This window comes from Dehalococcoidia bacterium, from assembly GCA_035310145.1.
GTDB lineage: Bacteria > Chloroflexota > Dehalococcoidia > CAUJGQ01 > CAUJGQ01 > CALFMN01.
This window is the reverse complement of sequence record DATGEL010000103.1, coordinates 1-20,586: the sequence shown is the minus strand read 5'-3', so window position 1 is coordinate 20,586 and position 20,586 is coordinate 1. Positions and strand designations below refer to the sequence as shown.

Annotated in this window: 17 protein-coding genes; 12 read left to right on the top strand and 5 right to left on the bottom strand. The window is 69.8% G+C overall.

The genetic code is table 11. The annotated features are described in order from the left end of the window. Nucleotides 1-3 precede the first annotated feature (3 nt). Entirely contained in the window at nt 4-1,542 is a 1,539-nt protein-coding gene (locus VKV26_19180; GenBank protein ID HLZ72033.1) for a class I SAM-dependent methyltransferase, read from the bottom strand. A gap of 335 nt (nt 1,543-1,877) precedes the next feature. Between VKV26_19180 and VKV26_19175 the strand changes: the two genes are divergently transcribed. The 10 genes from VKV26_19175 (at nt 1,878) to VKV26_19130 (ending at nt 14,189) form a co-directional block, all read left to right on the top strand. After that, nucleotides 1,878-2,792, top strand: coding sequence for a methylenetetrahydrofolate reductase (locus VKV26_19175; GenBank protein ID HLZ72032.1), 915 nt, complete (start codon nt 1,878-1,880; stop codon nt 2,790-2,792). Between the two features lie 32 nt (nt 2,793-2,824). Beyond that, complete coding sequence (locus VKV26_19170; protein HLZ72031.1) at nt 2,825-3,712, top strand: bifunctional 5,10-methylenetetrahydrofolate dehydrogenase/5,10-methenyltetrahydrofolate cyclohydrolase; 888 nt, start codon at nt 2,825-2,827, stop codon at nt 3,710-3,712. A 458-nt stretch (nt 3,713-4,170) separates the two neighbouring features. Further along, nucleotides 4,171-6,099, top strand: coding sequence for a bifunctional homocysteine S-methyltransferase/methylenetetrahydrofolate reductase (locus tag VKV26_19165; GenBank protein HLZ72030.1), 1,929 nt, complete (start codon nt 4,171-4,173; stop codon nt 6,097-6,099). Further along, nucleotides 6,081-7,028 carry an ABC transporter permease gene (locus tag VKV26_19160; protein ID HLZ72029.1) on the top strand — a complete coding sequence of 316 codons (948 nt, stop codon included), beginning with the start codon at nt 6,081-6,083 and terminating at the stop codon, nt 7,026-7,028. The genes VKV26_19165 and VKV26_19160 overlap by 19 nt, the downstream gene beginning before the upstream one ends. A gap of 28 nt (nt 7,029-7,056) precedes the next feature. Continuing rightward, entirely contained in the window at nt 7,057-7,995 is a 939-nt protein-coding gene (locus tag VKV26_19155) for an ABC transporter permease (protein ID HLZ72028.1), read from the top strand. A gap of 168 nt (nt 7,996-8,163) precedes the next feature. Beyond that, entirely contained in the window at nt 8,164-9,915 is a 1,752-nt protein-coding gene (locus tag VKV26_19150) for an ABC transporter substrate-binding protein (protein HLZ72027.1), read from the top strand. 16 nt (nt 9,916-9,931) lie between these two features. Further along, on the top strand, nt 9,932-11,143 hold the full coding sequence (locus tag VKV26_19145) for a cobalamin-independent methionine synthase II family protein (GenBank protein HLZ72026.1): 1,212 nt from the start codon (nt 9,932-9,934) through the stop codon (nt 11,141-11,143). Nucleotides 11,144-11,198: 55 nt separating this feature from the next. Further along, nucleotides 11,199-11,783: a VOC family protein gene (locus tag VKV26_19140; protein ID HLZ72025.1), complete on the top strand. Its 585-nt coding sequence runs from the start codon at nt 11,199-11,201 to the stop codon at nt 11,781-11,783. A gap of 305 nt (nt 11,784-12,088) precedes the next feature. Further along, complete coding sequence (locus tag VKV26_19135; protein HLZ72024.1) at nt 12,089-12,964, top strand: LLM class F420-dependent oxidoreductase; 876 nt, start codon at nt 12,089-12,091, stop codon at nt 12,962-12,964. Next, a complete protein-coding gene (locus tag VKV26_19130) occupies nt 12,954-14,189 on the top strand; it encodes an oxidoreductase (GenBank protein HLZ72023.1) in 1,236 nt (411 codons plus the stop codon). Before VKV26_19135 ends, VKV26_19130 begins: the two co-directional genes overlap by 11 nt. A 335-nt stretch (nt 14,190-14,524) precedes the next feature. Here VKV26_19130 and VKV26_19125 read toward each other — a convergent pair whose 3' ends face one another. The 4 genes from VKV26_19125 to murA all read right to left on the bottom strand — a co-directional run bounded on the left by VKV26_19125 (nt 14,525) and on the right by murA (nt 18,624). Next, nucleotides 14,525-14,995 (bottom strand): hypothetical protein, encoded by a 471-nt coding sequence (locus VKV26_19125; GenBank protein ID HLZ72022.1) that lies wholly within the window; start codon nt 14,993-14,995, stop codon nt 14,525-14,527. Between the two features lie 478 nt (nt 14,996-15,473). Continuing rightward, on the bottom strand, nt 15,474-16,028 hold the full coding sequence (locus tag VKV26_19120; protein ID HLZ72021.1) for a hypothetical protein: 555 nt from the start codon (nt 16,026-16,028) through the stop codon (nt 15,474-15,476). A gap of 217 nt (nt 16,029-16,245) precedes the next feature. After that, complete coding sequence (locus VKV26_19115) at nt 16,246-17,280, bottom strand: rod shape-determining protein (GenBank protein ID HLZ72020.1); 1,035 nt, start codon at nt 17,278-17,280, stop codon at nt 16,246-16,248. Between the two features lie 63 nt (nt 17,281-17,343). Continuing rightward, nucleotides 17,344-18,624, bottom strand: a complete 1,281-nt coding sequence (murA, locus tag VKV26_19110; GenBank protein HLZ72019.1) for a UDP-N-acetylglucosamine 1-carboxyvinyltransferase — start codon at nt 18,622-18,624, stop codon at nt 17,344-17,346. A gap of 339 nt (nt 18,625-18,963) precedes the next feature. Between murA and VKV26_19105 the strand changes: the two genes are divergently transcribed. Next, complete coding sequence (locus tag VKV26_19105; protein ID HLZ72018.1) at nt 18,964-20,199, top strand: NAD(P)/FAD-dependent oxidoreductase; 1,236 nt, start codon at nt 18,964-18,966, stop codon at nt 20,197-20,199. Between the two features lie 258 nt (nt 20,200-20,457). Further along, the coding region (locus VKV26_19100) for an alpha/beta hydrolase (GenBank protein ID HLZ72017.1) at nt 20,458-20,586 on the top strand (129 nt) is incomplete at its 3' end.

The following is a 20,586-nucleotide window of genomic DNA, read 5'->3' as shown; positions in this document are numbered from 1 at the left end:
TCGCTATTCGCGCACGCGCGCGGTCAGGGTCAGCACGTTGGAGCCGCTGCGGTGGGCGAAGCGGCGGATCTGCACGTCGAAGCCGCGCCGCCGGCCGATCGCCGCCAGCAGCGGCCCGTTCACCCAGTTCACGACCGAACCGTCGTACTTGCCCGGTCCGCGGAAGCCGCTCTGGTACTGGTCGATCTCGGTCACGAACAGATCGTGGCACTGCAGGACGCCGAAGGGATGGAGCAGCGGCATCGAGTCGGCGAAGCTGGCGGCGGCGCCGTTGCTGACGTGCATGCGCAGGTCGCCGTTGGCCTCGACGATCGGGCGGAGGATCTCGCCGCTGATGCCGGGGGCCACTTCGTAGGTATCCAGCTCCTCGATCGGCACATAGCGCTCCTCCAGCCGCAGCGCCTCCCACAGCGCCCGCCACAGCGCCACCGCGGCGAGCGGGTCGCCGTGGAAGCGATCGGCCGCCGCCTCGGCCAAGAGCGCCGGCCCCAGGTGCAGCAGGCGGCCGGCCAGGTCGGGCAGCGCGCTGGGCGCCACGCCGATCTCGGCAGCCAGCCGCTCCGCCGTGGCGCCGGCGATGAAGGCGCGCACCTCCACGCGGAAGAGATGGCCGCCCAGCCGCACGATCTCGTCCGTGGGCAGGTTATCGTAGACGTTGGAGATATAGATCAGGAATGCCTTGGCGGAGAGGAAACGCAGTGTCTGGGTCAGGGAACGGGCGTCCAGTACAAGGCTGCTGACGTGCTCGGCATGGCTGCTGACGTTGGCGCGGGCGCGTTCGAGCACGTGGGGCGAGTAGTCGCCCATCAGGTAGTGCAACCGCCGGTAGTACGCGCCGCCGTGGCGCTCGCGGTCCAGGCGCAGGAACTCGTCCAGCCAGACACGCGCCTGGTTGCCGTTGCCCACGCCCAGCTCCAGCACGTAGAGGTCTTCGGGCAGGGCCTGCTGTGCCGCAAGGTCGTCCCACACGCGGAACAGCTCCAGGATCAGCTCCTGCGCGGCGGCGACGTTGCGGGCATCGCTTTCGCCCTTGGGCAACGCCTGCTCGTACTCGTTGCCGGTCGCCTGCTCCCAGAGGCCGAGCGCCCGCCAGTAGAGGGCGTTGAAGGCCCAGATGCAGCCTGCGCTCTCCGCTTTCCAGTCTTCGAGGTAGAGGCGGCAGCCGTCGCGCTGCTGCCCGCCGGCGCCGCCGTTCAGTGCCCGGCGGAAGAGGTCCGCGAGGTCCGCGCTTGCCGCCCGGCGCAGATCGACGCCGATCTCCAGGCCGGCGCCGGCGCCCTCGGTCGCGGCCTCGCTGTCGGCGTCGGCTTCTAAGCCAGCACGGTAGGCGCGGGCCGAGGCCGCGGCGCTGGGGCAGATCAGGCGCGCGTCCACGGGCTCACGGAAGTTCTGCCGGTACTGGACCCAGTCGCCCACCACACGCAGGCGCGCCAGATCCGTAGAGGTCTCCCGCGCCGCGGCCAGGAGGGCGCTCAACACCGGGTTCAAGTCCAGGGCTTTCGGCCCGCGCAACTTGTCCGTGGATCGAATGACGATCTGCATTGCGGCCCCGCGCACGCCGGCGGCGGCCCACGAGCACGAGCGTCCGAACGGAGCGGATGTCGGGCACCCCCGCGGCGTGCCGTCATTCTGGCGGAGCGGCGCGGTGCGACGCATCGGTGCGCGGCGCCAAAGCGGTCGCGGCACGGCTTGTGGAGCGCTCACAACCAGCATAGACCAGCGGCGCGCCGTTGCCCGCAGCCGCCGCGGCCGCCCTGTAGCCGCCGCACAAGCGCCCGTGCGCGCAGTTCGTCGCGCGGCACCGATGATCGCGGTTGGCGCCGCGGCCAAGAATGAAACGACGGCGCCACGGTTCCGGCAAGAGGAGGCTTCTCAGCATGACTTCGTCAGCGGCACAGCCGGCGGTTGCCTCGGCGGCGGCGCGTCTGCGCGCGGCCTTCGCCTCCAGCCGCTTCGTGATCACCGCGGAGCTGGATTCGCCCAGCGATGCCTCTCCCGCGCACCTCGAACGGCAGGCGCGCGCCTTCGCCGCCTACGTGGACGCCGTCAACTGCACCGACAACTCGGCCGCCAAGGTGCGCATGTGCCCCGTGGCGGCCGCGGCGCTGGTGGCCCGCGCCGGGCTGGTGCCGCTGGTGCAGCTTACCTGCCGCGACCGCAACCGCATCGCGCTGCAGTCGGACGCGCTCGGCGCCGCGGCGGTCGGCGCGGCGGGCATCGTCTGCATGACCGGCGACCCGCCTGGCGTGGGCAATCACCCCGAGGCGAAAGCCGTGCTCGACGTCAGCTCGACGGAGTTGATGGCAGCCGTGCGCGGCCTCTGCCAGGGCCATTTCATCTCCGGCGACCCGATCGCGCGGCCGCCCGACCTGCTGGTCGGCAGCGTGGAAAACCCGGCGGACGGCGAGCGTTCGTTGCCCCGCCTGCGGGCCAAGATCGAGGCCGGCGCCGAGTTCGTGCAGACGCAGATCACCGTGGACGCGGGCGCCTTCGCGGGCTGGGTCGAGCTGCTGCGCGGCGCCGGCCTGACCGAGCGCGTACGTATCCTTGCCGGCGTGGCGGTGCTGCGCCGCCCGGCGATGGCGCACTACCTGAACGACCACGTGCCCGGCGTCACCGTGCCGGAGCGGGTGATGCAACGGCTGGAAGGCGCGGAAGACCCGGCCGCGGCGGGCGTGGAGATCGCGGCCGAACTGGTGCGCGAGCTGCGGGCGATCCCCGGCGTGGACGGCGTGCACCTGATGAGCTTCGGCTGGAACGACGGCGTGCGCCGCGTCGTCGACGCGATCTGAGCGGCAATGGCAGGCACAAAGCGTCGAGCACGATGGCAGAACTGATCAAAGGCTCGCTTGTCGCCAGCCACCTGCGTCACCAGGTGCGCAAGGAAGTAGCGGCGTGGCGCGCCGCGGGCGGCGCGCAGCCCTGCCTGGCCGTCTGCCTGGTGGGCGACGACGCGGCCAGCCAGGTCTATATGCGGCGCAAGCAGCAGGCCTGCGCCGCCGTGGGCATCACGAGCGTGCGCGTGGACCTGCCCGCGGAGACGGCGCAGGCGGAGCTTGAGCGGCTGATCTGCCGCTGGAACGCCGACCCCGCCATCCACGGCATCCTTGTGCAGTTGCCGCTGCCCCCGCAGATCGACCGCTTCGCCGTGCTGGACCGCATCGATCCGGCCAAAGACGTGGACGGGATGGGCAGCGCGAATATGGGCAGCCTGATCCTGGGCGCGCCCCGCTTTGTCCCCTGCACGCCGGCGGCGATCATCGAGCTGCTCAAGTACCACGGTGTCTCGACCTGTGGGAAGCACGTGGTGATCGTGAACCGCGGCATCGTCGTCGGCCTGCCGCTGGCGGCGCTGCTCCTGCAGGACCACCCCTTCGGCAACGCGACGGTCACCGTCTGCCACGAGCACACACAGGACGTCGGGCGCATCTGCCGCCGCGGCGACATCGTCGTGGTGGCCGTGGGCAAGCCGGATGCCTTCACGCTGCGCGGTGACATGGTGAAGCGCGGCGCCGTGGTGATCGACGTGGGCATCAGCCGCGAGGGCCGGCGGCTCACGGGCGACGTCGCCTTCGAGGAGGTGGCGGCGAAGGCGGCGCTGATCACGCCCGTGCCGGGCGGCGTCGGCCCCTGCACGATCGCCATGCTGCTGAAGAACACGCTGCAGGCGGCGCGGGCGGCCCTCATCCTCTCCCCCGTGATCTTCCACTGATCCTTCTCCCAATTCTGGGGAGAAGGAGAGGGGCGATCCCTGGGAGGAAGTTCCGAGGGTGGGTCGGGTAATCAGCCTGTCGAAGGGGCGCACTGCACGCGCCCGTCGCGGCGGCAGCCGCGAGAGCGCCGCGTCGCTTAACCCACTGGCCCCCGCTTCAGCACCGCTGGATCGCCCCTCGCTCCCTACTTCCACAACTCGTTCAAATGCACCAGATGGGAGCGAGGGGTCGGGGCCAGAGCGCAGCGCAACCGCCGGAGGCTTCAGATACGCCCGCGCCGTTGCTTGTGGTGAAGTGCCAACAGGCCGGCCGGCTTTCCTGTGTCGTAACGCCAATGACGCGCCGCGGCCGCTGCTCTATACTCCAACCTCTCGCCGGTTCGCGCGACGGGTTGTTCGCTGCCCTGCGCCGGCCGGTAGTGCGCCGTTTCACGCTGCTGCCTGAAGGCGAGCGCCGCATGAACCGATCGCTGCCGGCCCGGACGGACGGGTTGCTCGAGCTCCCGGAGCGGCTGCGCACGCGGGTGCTGGTCTGCGACGGCGCGATCGGCACGATGCTGCACGCCGCCGGCGTCTCGCTCGACCTCTCGCTGCCTGAGCTGAGCGTTTCCCGGCCCGAGCTGGTGCGCGCTGTGCACGGCGCCTACCTGGCGGCCGGGGCGGAGTTGATCGAGACCAACAGCTTCGGTGCCTCGCGCCCGCGGCTGGCTCGCCACGGGCTCGAATCGCGGGTGCACGAGATCAATTTCGCCGCCGCCGCCGTGGCCAGGGCCGCCGTCGCCGCAGCCGATCACCCGGCGCTGGTGGCCGGCTCGGTCGGGCCGGCGACACCGGCCGGCTTTCACGGCCACCTGCCATCGGAGACGTTGCAGGCGGCCTTCCACGAGCAGATCGCGGCGCTGCACGCCGGCGGCGTCGATCTGCTGCTGCTGGAAACGTTCGGCGGTCTGGACGAGCTGCTGGAGGCGATCGCCGCGGCCGGAGCGGCGGCGCCCAGCATTCCCGTCATCGCAGAGATGACCTTTCTTGAGGACGGGCGCACCCCCGCGGGCGAAACGCCGGCCGAGGTCGGCAGCCGGCTCGACGGGCTGGCGCTGGCCGCGATCGGCGCCAACTGCACACTGGGGCCACAAGGACTGCTGGCGGTGCTGCGCGAGCTGGGCGCGCACAGCAGCCTGCCGCTGGCGGCGCAGCCGAACGCTGGGGCGCCGACCTTCGCCGGCGGCCGCTTCCGCTACACCGCCGACCCACCGTATTTTGCCCGCCACGCCCGCCGCTTCGTCGAGCTGGGCGCGGCGATCGTCGGTGGCTGCTGCGGCACCACGCCCGCACACGTGGAAGCCGTGGCCGCAGCGGTGAGCGGCCTGCGGCCGGCGGCGCGCGCGGCAGCACGGCGCCCGCGCCCGCGCTCCGACGGGCAGCGCACGGATTCACCGGCTCCGGCGCACAGCCGCATGCTGGAACGCTGCGCTGCGGGGCGCTTCGTGCTGCTGGGCGAGCTGCCGCCACCCACCGGAGGCAGCGCCGATGAAGCCGTGCGCGCTGCCGCTTTGCTTAAGCGGGCCGGCTGCGATGCGGTGTTGATCGGTCCGCCGAGCAGCGCCCGCGCCCAGGCGAGCCCGACCAGCCTGGCGGCGCTGGTGCAGCAGCGGGTGGAGGGGCTGGAGGCGATCCTCGGCGTCGCCGCCTGGGAACGCAGCCTGATGTCGCTGCAGGCCGATCTGCTCGGCGCCTCCGCCTTCAGCATCGTGCACGTGCTTTGCCGCTCGGGCACACCGCCTCTGCAGGGCGACTATCCCAACACCGGCGGCATCTGGGATGTGGATTCGCTGGGGTTGATCCAGCTCGTGCGCGCCCTGAACGGCGGGCGCGACCACCACGGCATCCCGCTCGCCCGGCCCACGGCTTTCGTCGTCGGCGCCCAGGTCAACCCGGCGGCCGAAGACCTGGACCGCGAGATTGAGGAAACCCGCCGCAAGATCGAGGCCGGCGTGGACTTCCTGATCACACCGCCCGTCTATGACCTGGCCGCGCTCGATCGGCTGCTGGACGCCGCGGGCGTGCGCGGCGACCTGCCCGTGCTGCTGGGCACGATGATCCTGCGCGACTTCGGCCACGCCGAATACCTGCGCCACGAAGTGCCCGGCGTGGCGATCCCCGATCGGATCGTGCGGCGTCTGCGGCTGGCGCGCGAAGACGGACCGCTGGTCGGCCGGCAGATCGCCCGCGAGCTGATCGCGGAGGCCCGTGCCGGGGGCCGCGTGCGCGGCGCCGTGCTCCGCGCGGCGGACGGCACGACGGGGGAGATCGTGCAACTCGCGCAAGAACTGGCCGGAGGACCGGCCAACAAGCTGAGGACGATCGAGCGGTGCAAGGCTACATCCTGAGGCGGCTGATCGGCATCGCGGTCAACATCGTGCTCGTCAGCATCGTGATCTTCCTCGCCCTGCGGATGGTGCCGCAGAACGTGGCGGCCGATGTGTTGGGCCAGAACGCCACGCCCGAGCAGTATCAGGCCTTCAACCACAAGTACGGCCTGGACGATCCGGCGCCGGTGCAGTTCGTGCGCTGGCTGGGCGGCGTGCTGCACGGCGACTTTGGCCGCTCCTTCCGCACCAACGCGCGGGTGGGCGTGGAGTTTCAACGGCGCTTCCCGATCACCCTGGAAGTCGTCGTGCTCAGCTTCGTCTTCACCGCGGTGATGGGCGTGGTGTTCGGCGCCGTCTCCGCGCTCAGACAGAACTCGCCGCTGGACTACGGCGTGCGCGTGTTCTCGATCTTTGGCCTTTCCGTGCCCAACTTCCTGCTGCTCACCTGTCTGCTGATCTTCCCCGCCCGCTGGTGGGGCTACGCGCCGCGTTTCGGCGCCACCAGCTTCTTCAAAGACCCCTCCGGCAACATGCAACTCTACCTGCCGGCGACCTTCACCCTCGCCGTCGGCGCCGCGGCCACGCTGATGCGGCTGACCCGCTCGGCCTTCTTGGAAGTGGTGCGGCAGGACTACGTGCGCACGGCCCGCGCCAAGGGGCTGCGCGAACGCGTGATCGTGCTGCGCCATGAGCTGCGCAACGCCATGCTGCCGGTGCTGACGCTGATGGGCATCCAACTCGGCGCGCTGCTGGGCGGCTCGATCATTTTGGAGCAGGTGATGGGCCTGCCGGGGCTAGGCACCTGGGCGCTGGCCGCGATCGGCGTCAACGACTACCCGGTGGTGATGGTCGTCGCGCTCTTCGCCGCGGTTACGATCATGGTGATCAACTTGATCGTCGATCTGTCCTACGTTGCGCTCGATCCGCGCATTCGCCTGGCGCACTGACGGGCGCAGCGCGGCTGAGGGAGCGGTGATGGCGAGCGCCTCAGAGGCGGTGGTGCTGGGCACGCGGGCGGAGTCCGCCGAGTCGCGCTTCGTGCGCCGTGCGCTGAGCATGATGCGGCGCCAGCCGCTGGGGGTGTTTGGCGCCCTGATCTGCGTGGCCTTCGTGATGGTGGCCTTCGCCGCGCCGCTGCTGGCGCCGCACGACCCGCACATCTTCGTCGGGCCGCGGCTCGGCGGTCCGAGCCACCGCTTCCCGCTGGGCACCAACAACCTGGGACAGGACGTGCTGGCGCGCACGATCTACGGCGCCCAGGTGTCGCTGATCGTCGGCGTCGCCTCGGTCTTGCTGGGCACCGTGGTGGGTACGGCGCTGGGCCTCGTCGCGGCCTACTTCGGCGGCTGGGTGGACTCTGGCGTGCAGCGGGCGCTGGAGGTGGTCGCCTCGTTTCCGGGGCTGATGCTGATCCTCGTCGTCGTGGCGGCGCTGGGCCGGCCGAGCGTGGCGCACAACGTGAACATGCTGACGCTCGGCTGGGAGCTGCGCGTGGTCGTCATCGCGGTGGGCATTGGCTTCATCTTCGCGACCACGCGCATCGTGCGCTCGGTGGCGCTCACGGAGCGCCACGCGCCCTACGTCGAGGCGGCGATGGCCTGCGGCGCCGGCTGGGCACGGATCATGCTCCGGCACCTGCTGCCCAACGTGATGGCCTACATCATCGTCGGGGTCAGCGTCACGCTCGGCCTGGCGATCCTGGCGGAGGCGTCGCTCTCGTTCCTCGGCTACGGCGTGCCGCCGGGCACCCCGGCCTGGGGCACCGACCTTTCCGGCATCAATCGCCAGTTCTTCCTGCAGGCGCCCTGGCTGGTGCTGGCGCCCGGCGGCGCGATCAGCCTGACGCTGCTCGGCTTCAACTTTTTGGGCGACGCATTGCGCGACGAGCTGGATCCGCGCCTGCGCGGACGTTAAGGCAAACGGATGAGGGCGAGGAAGCGGACGGCGAGCCGCGCCAGGACCGGCGGTTGTTCGCCACGCCCGGCCTGAGGAGGCACAACCGGCACTTCGGCCGCGCCTGCGCGGCCGGTGAGCGGAAGACGGGAGCGTGTGGCTCCCGCAGCAGGCACGGAGGAGGGGTCGATGCAACCGTATCGTTCTCAGACGGGAGCACTGCGCCGGCCGAGCCGGCGGCAATTCCTGGTCGGTGGGGCGGGGCTGACAGGGACGGCCGCCTTCCTGCTCGCCTGCGGCGGCGGCAACAACAACAAGGCCGCCAGTACAACGAACAGCTCCGGCGCCAAACCCGCGGCCTCCGCGGCCGGCGCCGCGAGCACCGCTGCCGGCACTCCGGCCGCCGCGGCGGCCGCCACGCAGACGCCCAAGAAGGGCGGGCGCATCAGCCAGCTCGCCGCGATCACGACGCAGACGCTGAACCCGATCACCAACTGGAACGAGGGCACGATCCTCTCGGGCGTCTCGCTCTACGACCGGCTCGTCTCCACGCGGCTGAACAAGGACTCGGCCACCGAGTACGTGCCGGAGGCCGCGGCGAGCGTGGAGCAGCCCGACCCGCTCACCGTCGTCTTCAAGCTGCGGCCCGGGATGAAATATCACAACCACGAGCCCGTCAACGGCCGCGCCGTCGCCGCCGACGACATCGTGGAGACCGAGAAGTACATCAAGGACAACCCGGCCTCGCAGGACAAGTCGTTCCAGACCCTCTCGATGGACAGCGTGACGGCGGCGGACGATCAGACCGTCAGCTTCAAGCTGAAGGCGCCGAACGCCTACCTGTTCAGCGGCACGCAGCTCAGCTACCCTGCCGGCGGCTCGATCATCATTCCCAAGGAGACGCTGAGCAACCTCGACCAGGGCTGGCAGGTGGGCAGCGGCCCCTACCAGCTCTCCAACTTCCAGATGAACGTGAACTACCTGTACAAGCGCTTCGACGGCTACCACGGCGCCAGCCAGGGACTGCCCTACATCGACGAGCGCGAGTGGAAGATCATCGTCGACCCGGCGGCAGGCGAGTCCGCCTTCCGCAGCGAGCAGGTGCAGATCTGGGCGCCGCCGATTCCGCAGACGGCGGACACGGTAGCCAAGGACCTGGGCGCCAAGATCGCGATGGAGAACTTCCTTTCGCTGTCGATGGTGACGCTCTCCTTCAACGTGGCCAAGCCGCCGTGGAACGACGCGCGCGTGCGCCAGGCGATGTACCGCTTCACCAACCGCCAGCAGTACCTCGACCTGATCGAGTCGGGCAAGGGCCAGATCCCGGCGGGGCTGCTCTCGGTGGGCCTCAAGGACTACCAGCTCGACGCGTCGCAGACGGCGAAGTACTGGGCGAACGACCTCAAGCAGGCCAAGCAACTGCTGGACGCGGCCGGCTACGACTACAACCACCAGGTCGAGATGTCCACGATCGACGGCCCGCGCAATAACCAGGGCATGCAGATCTTCCAGCAGCAGGCGGCGCAGGTCGGCATGAAGGTGCAGATCACGCCGATGCAGTTCGCCGAGTGGCTGAACCAGAAGATCCTCACCGGCAACTGGGAGGCCTGGTACTCGCAGCACCCGACCTACGACTCACCGCACATCTACCTGCGCCTGCAGGCAACGAACACCTACAGCGTGCACAAGTACAACGGCCTGAAGGATCCGACGATCGACGCCATGATCGAGAAGTCGGAGCAAACGCTCGACCACGCGTCGCGCGTGCAGCAGGTGAAGGATATCCAGCTCGCGCTGCTCGACAAGTACACGCCGTTCTTCCTCACGCACAACTACACGGCCTACCTGGCGCGCTACAAGTACGTGATGGACCTCGAGATCAACCCGGCGTCCACCGCGGAGCCGACCTACAATACGCAGATGTGGCTGAACAAGGCGTAACCGGCAGGACGGGGAAATGAAGCACAGTACCGACCGCATCCTGACTACGCACGCCGGCAGCCTGGTGCGTCCGCCGGAGATCATCGCCGTGATGGCGGCGCGGGAGGCGCGGCAGCCGTACGACCAGGCGGCGTTTTCCGGCCAGTTGCATGACGGCGTGGCCGAAGTCGTGCGTGAGCAGGCGGCGGCCGGCGTCGATATTCCCAGCGACGGCGAGTACGGCAAGGTCGGCTGGACCAACTACGTGACCGAGCGCATCTCCGGCCTGGAGGCGCGCCCGTTCGAGCCGGGCCGGGCACGCCAGATCTTCGGCAAGGACCGCGAGGACTTCGCCGACTTCTACGCCGCCTGGAACCGGCACGAGCGCACGATGTGGCTGCCGCCGGCGCAGGCCGCGGCGCCGGCGACGTCCTCGCTGATCGCCTGGGAGTGCACGGGGCCGATAAAGTACACGGGGCAGCAGGCGATCCAGACCGACATCGCCAACTTCAAGGCGGCGCTGAATGGCGTGCGGGTCCAGGGCGCGTTTGAAGACGCGTTCCTGCCTGTCTCCGCGCCGGGCAGCGCCGAGGCGACGCGGCTGAATCAGTACTATCCCAGTGAGGAAGCCTATCTCTACGCCCTAGCCGACGCCTTGAAGGAGGAGTACCGCGCGATCGTCGATGCCGGCCTGCTGGTGCAGGTGGACGACGCCTTCCTGCCCGCGCTCTACGACCGGCTGCTGCTGAGCGGCTCGCTGGAGGACTACCGCAAGTTCTCTCATCTGCGCGTGGAGGCGGTGAACCACGCGCTGAAGGGCATCCCTGAAGACCGCGTGCGCTACCACATCTGCTGGGGAAGCTGGAACGGGCCGCACTCCACCGACGTGCCGCTGAAGGAGATCGTGGACCTCGTGCTGGAGGTGAACGCCGGCGCCTACTCAATCGAGGCTGCCAACCCACGGCACGAGCACGAGTGGCGCGTGTGGGAGAATGTAAAACTGCCGGAGGGCAAGATCCTGATCCCCGGCGTGGTGACGCACTCGACCAACATCATCGAGCACCCCGAGCTCGTGGCCGAGCGCATTACCCGTTTTGCCAGGCTCGTGGGCCGCGAGAACGTGATCGCGGGCACGGACTGCGGCTTCTCGCAGATCTGGAACCTGATCCGCACGCATCCCTCGATCCAGTGGGCGAAGCTGCGGGCGCTCGCCGAAGGCGCCCGCCTGGCGACACAGCAGCTCTGGTGATCGGCAACGGAGAGTCGCGTCCGCGCAGAGCGGGCGCCGAAAGGAACGCAACAGCGTGACCACAAGCGAACGAGCCCAGGCGACGCCGGTGGCGGTACAGCCGGCCGGCCTCAACCACCTCGTGCTGAATGTGAAGGACCTCGAACGCTCGCACGCCTTCTGGACGGAGATCATCGGCTTCAAACAGGTGGGCCAGTCGCGGCCGGAGAGCTCCTTCCAAATGCGCTTCTACGCCGGCTCGGAAGGCGCCCGCCATCACGACCTGGCGCTGGCGCAGATCGTCGAGCCGGAGCAGGTGGCGGATCCGTCCGAGGACTGGAGCATGCGCGGGCGGGCGCCGGGCGTGAACCACATCGCGATCAAGTACCCGGACCGCGAGTCCTGGCTGCGGCAGATCGCCTTCTTGCAGAGCAAAGGCGTGAAGTTCCACAGCCGCGTCGAGCACGGCATGACGCACAGCGTCTACATCTCCGACCCGGACAACCACGGCATCGAGGTGCTGTACGAGCTGCCGGCCGAAGTCTGGGAGGATGACATTGCCGCGGCGCTGCTCTGGGCGCGGCGCCTGCCGACGGAAGGCCCAGAGGCGCTGGAGGACAGCACCGACTACACGGTCTTCGGCAAAGAGCAGTCGGGCTGAGCGTGGGCGGGCCCTCACCCTCACCCCCGGGATCTTCCACTGGTCCCTCTCCCAATCCTGGGAGAGGGAGAGGGGCGATCGTTGGCAGGTAGCGTGGAGGGCGTCGGGTTAGCGATCTGCTGCAGGGGCGCATGCCGCGCGCCCGGCGCGCCCGTGGCCGCAACCCATGGCACGACGGCCTACCCGATGCATCCCGCTTCAGCGCAACACGATCGACCCTCTCGCCCGCACGCTCGTCGCCGGCGGCGGATCGCCCAAATGTCTGTGTTTGTGCGAGGAGGGGAAGGAGGAGTGAGGGCACCGCGATGAAGATCGGTGTGACGTTTCCGACCGCCGCGCTTGGTAACGACCCGGCAGCGATCCGCGACTTCGCGCAGGCGATCGAGGGCGTGGGCTTCGACCACCTGCGCGCGGCCGAGCATGTGATCGGCGGCCACCCCGACCGGCTGCGGGGCGAGCGCGTCCACACCTACGACGTGGTCTACCACGAGCCGTTCGTGCTGTTCGGCTATCTCGGCGCGATCACGCGGCGGCTGGAGCTGGTGACCAGCATCCTCATCCTGCCGCAGCGGCAGACGGCTCTCGTCGCCAAGCAGGCGGCCGAGCTGGACCTGCTCACCGGCGGGCGGCTGCGGCTGGGCGTGGGCATCGGGCGCAACTGGATGGAGTACGAGGCGCTGAACGAGGATTTTCACACGCGCGGCCGGCGCATCGAAGAGCAGATCGCCGTGCTGCGCCGGCTGTGGACCGAGGAGCTGGTGACCTACACGGGCCGCTGGCACCACCTGGACCGCATGGGCCTGAACCCGATGCCGGTTCAGCGGCCGATCCCGATCTGGATGGGCTCATACACCGCGGTGGTGGAGCGGGCGATCGAGCGCATCGCGCGGCTGGCCGACGGCTGGTTCCCGCAGTTTCCCCCGAACGACGAGTTTCGCGCCGTGCTGGAGCGCTTCCGCGGCTATGCGCAGGCGGCGGGGCGCGATCCGGCGAGCATCGGCCTCGACGTCGGCGTCAACGCGGCGCGTGGCGGGCCCGACGAGTGGGCGGCGCAGCGCGACGCCTGGCAGAAGCTGGGCGCCACGCACCTGACCGTGGGCACGATGGGCAGCAGCTTCACCTCGCCGCGGCAGCACATCGACGCCATGATCCGTTGCAAGCAGGTGCTCGATGGCGCGTGAGGCGGGCGGGCAGCCTGCCTGCGCGATTTCGCCGCCGGAGCCGGGGCTCACACCGCGGCAGCTGATCGCCCGCGCCGTATCGCTGCGGCCCATGCTGCGGGCGCAGCAGGCCGCGTGCGAGGCGGCGGGGCGCATTCTGCCGGAAACGCATCGCGCCTTCGTGGAGGGCGGCTTCTACCGCACGCTGCAGCCGCGGCGCTTCGGCGGCTACGAGTTTGCGCTGCCGGTCTTCGCCGAGACGATGATCGAGATCACGCGCGGCTGCCCGTCGAGCGGCTGGGTGCTGGCGTTTACGGCCGGACATCCGCACGTTTTGGCGAAGTTCCCGGAGCAGGCGCAGATCGAAGCCTATGGCGACGACGGCGATTTCCGCGCGCCGTTCGTCGGCTCGCCGGGCAGCGCCGAGCCGGCGGAAGGCGGGCTGCGCATCAACGGCGCCTGGGATTACGCCACCGGCTGCGACGTAGCCACGCACTTTATGGCCACTGTCGCCCGACGCGGCGCCGATGCCGCCGCTCCGCCGGAGACGCTGAGCGCGCTGATCGACCGCGAGGACTTCACGATCGTCGAGAACTGGGAGATGCTGGGCATGCGCGGCACCGGCTCGCACCGCGTGGTGGTGACGGACCGGGTGATCCCGCTCTACCGCACGGCGCGGTCGGAGCGGGCGCTGCCCACCGCCGAGGCGCCACGGTCCGCCGTGCGCATCCATGACAACCCGCTCTACGCCAGCCCCAGCGGCAACGTGCTGATGGCCGAGATCGCGGCGGTAGCGATCGGCACCGGCCTCTGCGCCCTGGACAGCTACGAATGGTTGCTGCGCGAGCGCACCACGCGCGGCCCCTCGCCGGTGCGACGCGCGGAGAGCGCGGAGTTCCAGCGGCACTTCGGGCAGGCGCAGGCCCTGCTCAACACGGCCCGCGCCGCGCTGCTCGGCTGCACGCAGGAGTACATGGCGTTTTGCCGGCAGGCGGTGGAGGAGGAGGCGCCGTTCTCGCTGGAGCGTAGCCAGGGCATCGTGCTGGTCGAGCAGCAGTGCACGCGGCTGGCGGGCGAGGCGGTGGATCTGCTGCTGCACACGGCGGGCTCGTCCGCGGCGCGGCCGGGCACGGTGCTGGAGCGCTGCTTCCGCGACATGGCGACGCTGCGTACGCACATCAGCCTGCAGTTCGACACGCTGTTCGAGGCGTTCGCGCGCACGCACCTGGGCATAGGAAGCAGATAGCCAAGCGGTACCCCCGGCGGGACTCGAACCTGCGACCAACGGTTTAGAAGACCTCGAAATACCGTCCAGCAGGGTCTTCCAAGGGCCACAATCAGGCGTGGAATCGCACTAATGTTCTAGTCATGTACACCGGCTTCCAGCGACGTAGCGTGGTCGTCCTCGTGCGTCAGAAATGGCACCATATTCACTACCACCGCTGATGGTGGACGAAAGTCGCGGATGCTAACTGTATTGTTGCCTTTGGTACTCGGGTACCAAATGCGCGGCCGTCATCGCGACCGTGAGGACGGTAGCTGAGCAGGCGAGAACGAGAGCACCGAGTTTGGTGGTCAGTTTCATTGGCTTGTAGGAGACAGGACCTGTGAAAAGAGGACGGTACCGGCTGCTGTGGTCGCGGAGATGGCACACACGTTGCTCTGGTATTCAGAGCCGCCGGCGGCATTGGGCTTGCGGGTCGTCGGGTCAGGCACGCAGGTGAGGATATAGACGACATTCGAGCGGAAGGCAGCCGACTTGACGAGATACTGGGCGAGTCCCTCCGGTCGATTCGCGATAGGACTGGCAGCAGGCGTTGGCAACGTTCCAGGCGTCGCGGCGAGCGGTGCAGCAATCACCGTTGGTAGTCCATGAGCCACCAGTGCCGGCAGGGCAGCGGCGGCGAGCGTGGCGACTTCTGGGTGGTCTGCCAGGTTCCGGTCGCAGCTGCCTTTGCCCTGAAACGTGCCGCCAAACTGCATTGCGATGGATTTGGTCTTTGGTGTCGGACTGGCACTGGCGAAGCGTACTGCGCTGCCTAGCGACTGCACTTCGGTCGTATTCAGCGTTGCCGCGGTGTTGGCGACAGCGGCCGGGTCTCCTGGCGAGGAGCACTGGGCCCATCAGCACAGGAAGGAGGGACGGCGGGCGCCGGCTGGAGTGCTGAGCTGGGTCATCGGCACGCCGCATGAGCCCGAGGAGCCCGCACGGCTCTTCGCGCCGCTGCGCTAGAAACGGCGGCTGGACCGGTCCGGCTACGTGCGCTTCCGGCGCTGGCGGATGTACGGCGATCAGGCGCTCGCGCAGGTGACGGCGCTGGTGTGGCTGTCAGAGGAGACGCTGACGGTCGAGGCGCAGGCCGAGCCCCTGGCGTACTATGCGGTGAAGATGAACCGGCGAGGCGAGCTCACGGCGGTGACGGAGTCGCGGCTGCTGCCGGCCCGCTATCACGCGCGGCAACCGCGCTTATGGCCGTGGATGCCGAACTCGGACGAGCGGCAGCTCGCGCTCCTCGTGCCGGCCGAACGGCTACTCCGGCGTCGCCGTCCCGAGGACGCTGTCCAAAGTCAGTTCGCCGAACACCGACCAGCAGAGGTCGTTCCGCAACCGCTGGTCGTCGAGTACGAGCTCGCGAATCGCCTCTGGGAGCTGGTCGCGCTGCCACCGGCACTCGAGACGCCCTGCGCTCTCGCCCTCTCCTTCCAGCGCGGCCGCACGTGCGGCCTTGATCGCATAGGCCGCCGCACCGAGCTCGTGCGCGGCGACGTGTGCGACGGCCGCGGCCTGGCCGGCAGCGTACGCGGCATGCCGTGCTGCCCCACGCAGGTCTCTGGCCGCGGCCATGGCATGGCCGGCCGCCGTGCGAGCCTGGGTCATCGTGACCTCGCCACGCGCCCAGGCGCGGGCCCGCGCGATCGCCTGACGCGGTCGCGGGTCCGAAGGCTTCGCCGACGCGAAGAGGTCAAGGACGTGCTCCGCGCACGCTGCCGCCCACAGGGCGAGGAGCTGGTGATCCGAGTCGGTGAGGATCCCACCACGGCGGATCGTCACGAAACGAGGGTCGCGGTCTTTCGGGAGGATCATGCCCAGCACCCCTTCCGCTCGCGTCTGCCCAACATGTACATCGGTGGCTCATCGTCACGGCGCACGTAACTGCAAATATGTGTTAGGCACGTCGTGGCGAGGCTTCGCCGTAGCTGCCGTTGGCATCATCGCCAGCGGGATTTGGGTGCTACAGCGCCTCATCGGTTGGGCCAACTGCCCGCCCGTATAACACATGACTTTGCGAGGCGTCCCGCGCTCAGGCCGAATAGCCCAGCAGGCCCTCTTCTTCCGTCGGCAGGTTGCGCTTGATCAGCTCGAAGTATTCCAGCGCGATGCCGGCGCCGATCGCCACGCAGTGCATCGGCTCGTCGGCCACCAGGCAGGGCACGCCGGTTTCCTGCGTGATCAGGTCGTCCAGGTGGCGCAGCAGGGCGCCGCCGCCGGTGAGCACGATGCCGTGGTCGATCACGTCCGACGCCAGCTCCGGCGGCGTCCGTTCCAGCACGGAGCGCACGCACTGCACCACGAGCGCCAGTCCCTCTTGAATGGCGCCGGTGATCTCGGTCGAGGTGATCGTGATCGTCTTGGGCAGGCCGGTGATCAGGTCGCGGCCGCGCACGCTGCAGGCGAGGTCCTCCTCCACCGGCAGGGCGCTGCCCACGGCGATCTTCACCTCTTCCGCCGTGCGGTCGCCCAGCACCACGTTGTGGCGGCGGCGGATGTATTGGGTGATCATGTCGTCCAGCCGGTCGCCGGCCGAGCGCACGGACTCGGTGACGACGAGGCCGTACATCGAGACGACCGCGGCCTCCGTGCGCCCGGCGCCGATGTTGACGACCATATGGCCGCTGGGCGAGCCGACGGGGATGCGGGCGCCGATCGCCGCGGCCAGCGGTTCGGGGATCAGGTGCGCCGGGCGGCGGGCGCCGGCCTGCTCGGCGGCGTCGCGCACGGCGCGCTGCTCCACGCTGGTGACGCCGGCGGGCACGCAGATCATCACTTCCGGCTTGATGAAGTTGAACTTGCCCATCACCTGCTGCACGTAGTGGCGCAGCATCGCCTCGGTGATCAGGTAGTCGGCGATCACGCCGTCGCGCATCGGCCGCACGACGGAGATGCTGTTGGGCACGCGGCCCAGCATGCTGCGCGCCTCCTCGCCCACGCCGACGAGGTTGTTGTCGCGCACGCCGAGCGCCACCACCGCGGGCTCGTCCACGACGATGCCGCGGCCCTTGACGTAGACGAGCACGTTGGCCGTGCCCAGGTCGATGCCCACTTTTTTTGCAAACATGCCCGCTCCGAGCCGTATGCGACGCGGGCAAGGCCCAGCCGCCGGAGGGCGCCGCCGGCCGCGTCAGACGCGCTGAACGTTGGCGCCGAGGTTCGTCAGTTTCCCGTCGAAGTTTTCGTAGCCGCGGTCCAGGTGAAAGACATCGCTGATCTCCGTCTCGCCCTGCGCGGCCAGGCCGGCGAGCACCAGCGCCGCGCCGGCGCGCACGTCCAGCGCCCGCACCGAGGCGCCGACCAGCGGCGACGGCCCGCTGATCACGGCCGTGGTGCCGGCCTGCACCAGCTCGGCGCCGAACTTGCGCAGCTCGCCCAGGTAGAGAAAGCGGTTGTCGTAGACGCGCTCGTGCACGAAGCTCACCCCTTCCGCCTGCGTGAGCAGCACGGCGAGCGGCGCCTGCAGGTCGGTTGCCAGGCCGGGATAGGGCACGGCCTGCACGTGCGTCGCCTTCAGGCGGCCGCAGTGCGCCACACGCAGGCCGCACGCCTGCTCCTCGACGTGCACGCCCATCTCGCACAGCTTGCTGGTCAGCGCCTCCAGGTGGCAGGGCACGGCATCCTCGATCGCCACGTCGCCCTGAGTCAGCGCCGCGGCCAGTGCGAAGGTGCCCGCCTCGATGCGGTCGGGGATGACGCGGTGATGCGTGCCGCCCAGCGCCTCCACGCCCTCGACCTCGATCGTGTGCGAGCCGGCGCCCTCGATGCGCGCCCCCATCTTGTTCAGCATCTCGGCCAGCGAGACGATCTCCGGCTCGGCGGCGGCGTTGACGATGCGCGTGTGCCCGCGCGCCAGCACAGCGGCCAGCAGGATGTTCTCCGTGCCCAGCACGCTGGGGTAGTCCATGAAGACGCGCGCCCCGCGCAGCGCCGGCGCCCGCGCCACGAACTTGTCGCCCTCGCGCGAGATGCGGGCGCCCAGCGTGGCGAAGCCGGCGAGATGCACATCGAGCGGGCGCTGGCCGATCACGTCACCGCCGGGCGCCGCGCAGGCCGCCTCGCCGAAGCGGCCGAGCAGGGCGCCCATCACCAGGAAGCTGGCCCGCAGCGAGGTCACCAGCCGGCTCGGCGCCGTGGTGTTGCGCACGCCCTGACCGCTGAGCCGGTAGACATCGGGCAGCTCGGGGTCACGCGCTACCGTGGCGCCGAGGTGGCGCAGGATCATGGCCATGACGACGGTGTCGTCGATCGCGGGCACGTTTTCCAGCGTGCATGCATCGGCGGAGAGCAGGGCCGCGGCCATCATCGGCAGCGAGGCGTTCTTGGCCCCACTGACGCGCACCGCTCCTTCGAGCCTGCGGCCGCCTTCGATCCGTAGGCGGTTGTCGCTCTCGTTGCCCGCAGGTTTCATACCCCGTCCGGTTTCGACTGCACGGAAGCATACTCCCGCGGGGGCCACGGCATGTGCCGGCCGGCGGATCGTTGCCGGCGGCGCGGCCCGCATCAGCATAGCGAAGCGCGTTGCAGGCACGCAACAACAGCGCCACAGCGCTCGCGCGGCAAGATGGCTGCCGCCGGGCGGCTCAGCCCACGCTTGACAAGGTAGTGTCTGCTCACTATTGTTGTGAGAGTGGGCGCGCACGGCCGCCGGCGCAGTGCACCGCCGCACCGGCGCGCGGATACCCCTCGGCGCCACCCCTGGCCGGCGCGGTCAACGGGAACCGTTTGCAGCGCACAGGAGAACTCGGCAATGTACGACGCCATCGTGGTCGGCGCACGCGTCGCCGGCGCCCCCACGGCCATGCTCCTCGCCCGCAAGGGCCACCGCGTCCTGCTGCTCGACCGCGACACCTTCCCCAGCGACATCATGTCCACGCACTTCCTCACCCAGCCCGGTGTGGCCCAGCTCAACCGCTGGGGGCTGCTCGATCAGGTGGCGGCGACGGGCTGCCCGCCGATCTCGCGCCTGCGCAACGCCTTCGGCCCGATCGTGCTCGACGGCACGCCGCTGCCGCTGGACGGCGCGGGCGTCTCCTACTGCCCGCGGCGCACCGTGCTGGACGATATCCTCGTCCGTGCCGCCGTGACCGCGGGCGCCGAGCTGCGCGAGGGCTTCGCAGTGGACGAGGTCCTGTTCGAGGGCGCGGCGGTGAGCGGCATTGGGGGCCGCGACCGCGCGAGCGGCGCCCCGGCGCACGAGACGGCGGGCATCGTGATCGGCGCCGACGGCCTGCACTCGCGCGTGGCCGCCGCCGTGCAGCCGGCCGAGTACAACGTTCGCCCCGGCACTACCTGCGGCTACTACAGCTACTGGAGCGGCATTCCCGACGAGGGCGCGGCGATCATCTTCGGCGCCGAGCGCTACGTCTTCCGCTTCCCCACCAACGACGGCCTCACCTGCCTGGCGATGCAGTTGCCGAAAGACGCCTTCACCACCTTCCGCGAGGATATCGAGGGCAACTTCATGCGCGGCATGCGGGAGACGGCGCCGGAGCTGGCCGCGCAGGCTGCCGCCGGCCACCGCGAGGAACGCTTCATCGGCGCCAGCAACCTGCCGAACTTCTACCGCAAGCCCTTCGGCCCGGGCTGGGCGCTGGTGGGCGACGCCGGCTACCACAAGGATCCGGTGACGGGCCAGGGCATCACCGATGCCTTCCGCGATGCCGAGCTGCTGGCCGAGGCGATCGACGCGGGCTTTGCGGGCCGCCAGCCGCTTGAGCAGGCGCTGGCCGGCTACGAACAGCAGCGCAACGCCGCGACGGCCGCGATCTATGAGACGACCTGCCAGCTCGCCAGCTTCGCGCCGCCGCAGCCCGAGCAGCTGATGCTGCTGGCCGCCGTCTCCAGCAGCCAGGAGGACACGAACCGCTTCTTCGGCGTCCTCTCCGGCAGCGTCAGCGGCGAAGAGTTCTTCGGCCCGGAGAACATCGGCCGGATGATCGCTCGTGCACAGGGCGCGGGCGGCCCTCATCTTCTGGTTAGCTGAAGGGCGCCTCTCCCTCTCCCGGCACTGGTCACAGCGAGCGACGATTCCGGGTTGGAGCGTTCTCATCGGCGTCGGGTTGGCAAGGGCTTGCCGGGTGGTTCGCGAACCACCCGGCGCGGCGCCGGCCGCCATCCAGGGCGTTTGACTGACCCGACCCCCGGTCGCCCGACCCGCGATCGGCCTTCCCCGTATATTGGAGACGAGCAGTCGATGGGGCCGAAGGGCCGTGCAGATTAGCTGAAGGAGCAACACCCGCTCATGGCTGAGATCACGCATCGCTTCGTAGAGACGAACGGCATCCGCATGCACCTGGCGGAGGCGGGCCGCGGGCCGCTGGTACTGCTCTGCCACGGCTTCCCCGAGAGCTGGTACTCCTGGCGCCACCAG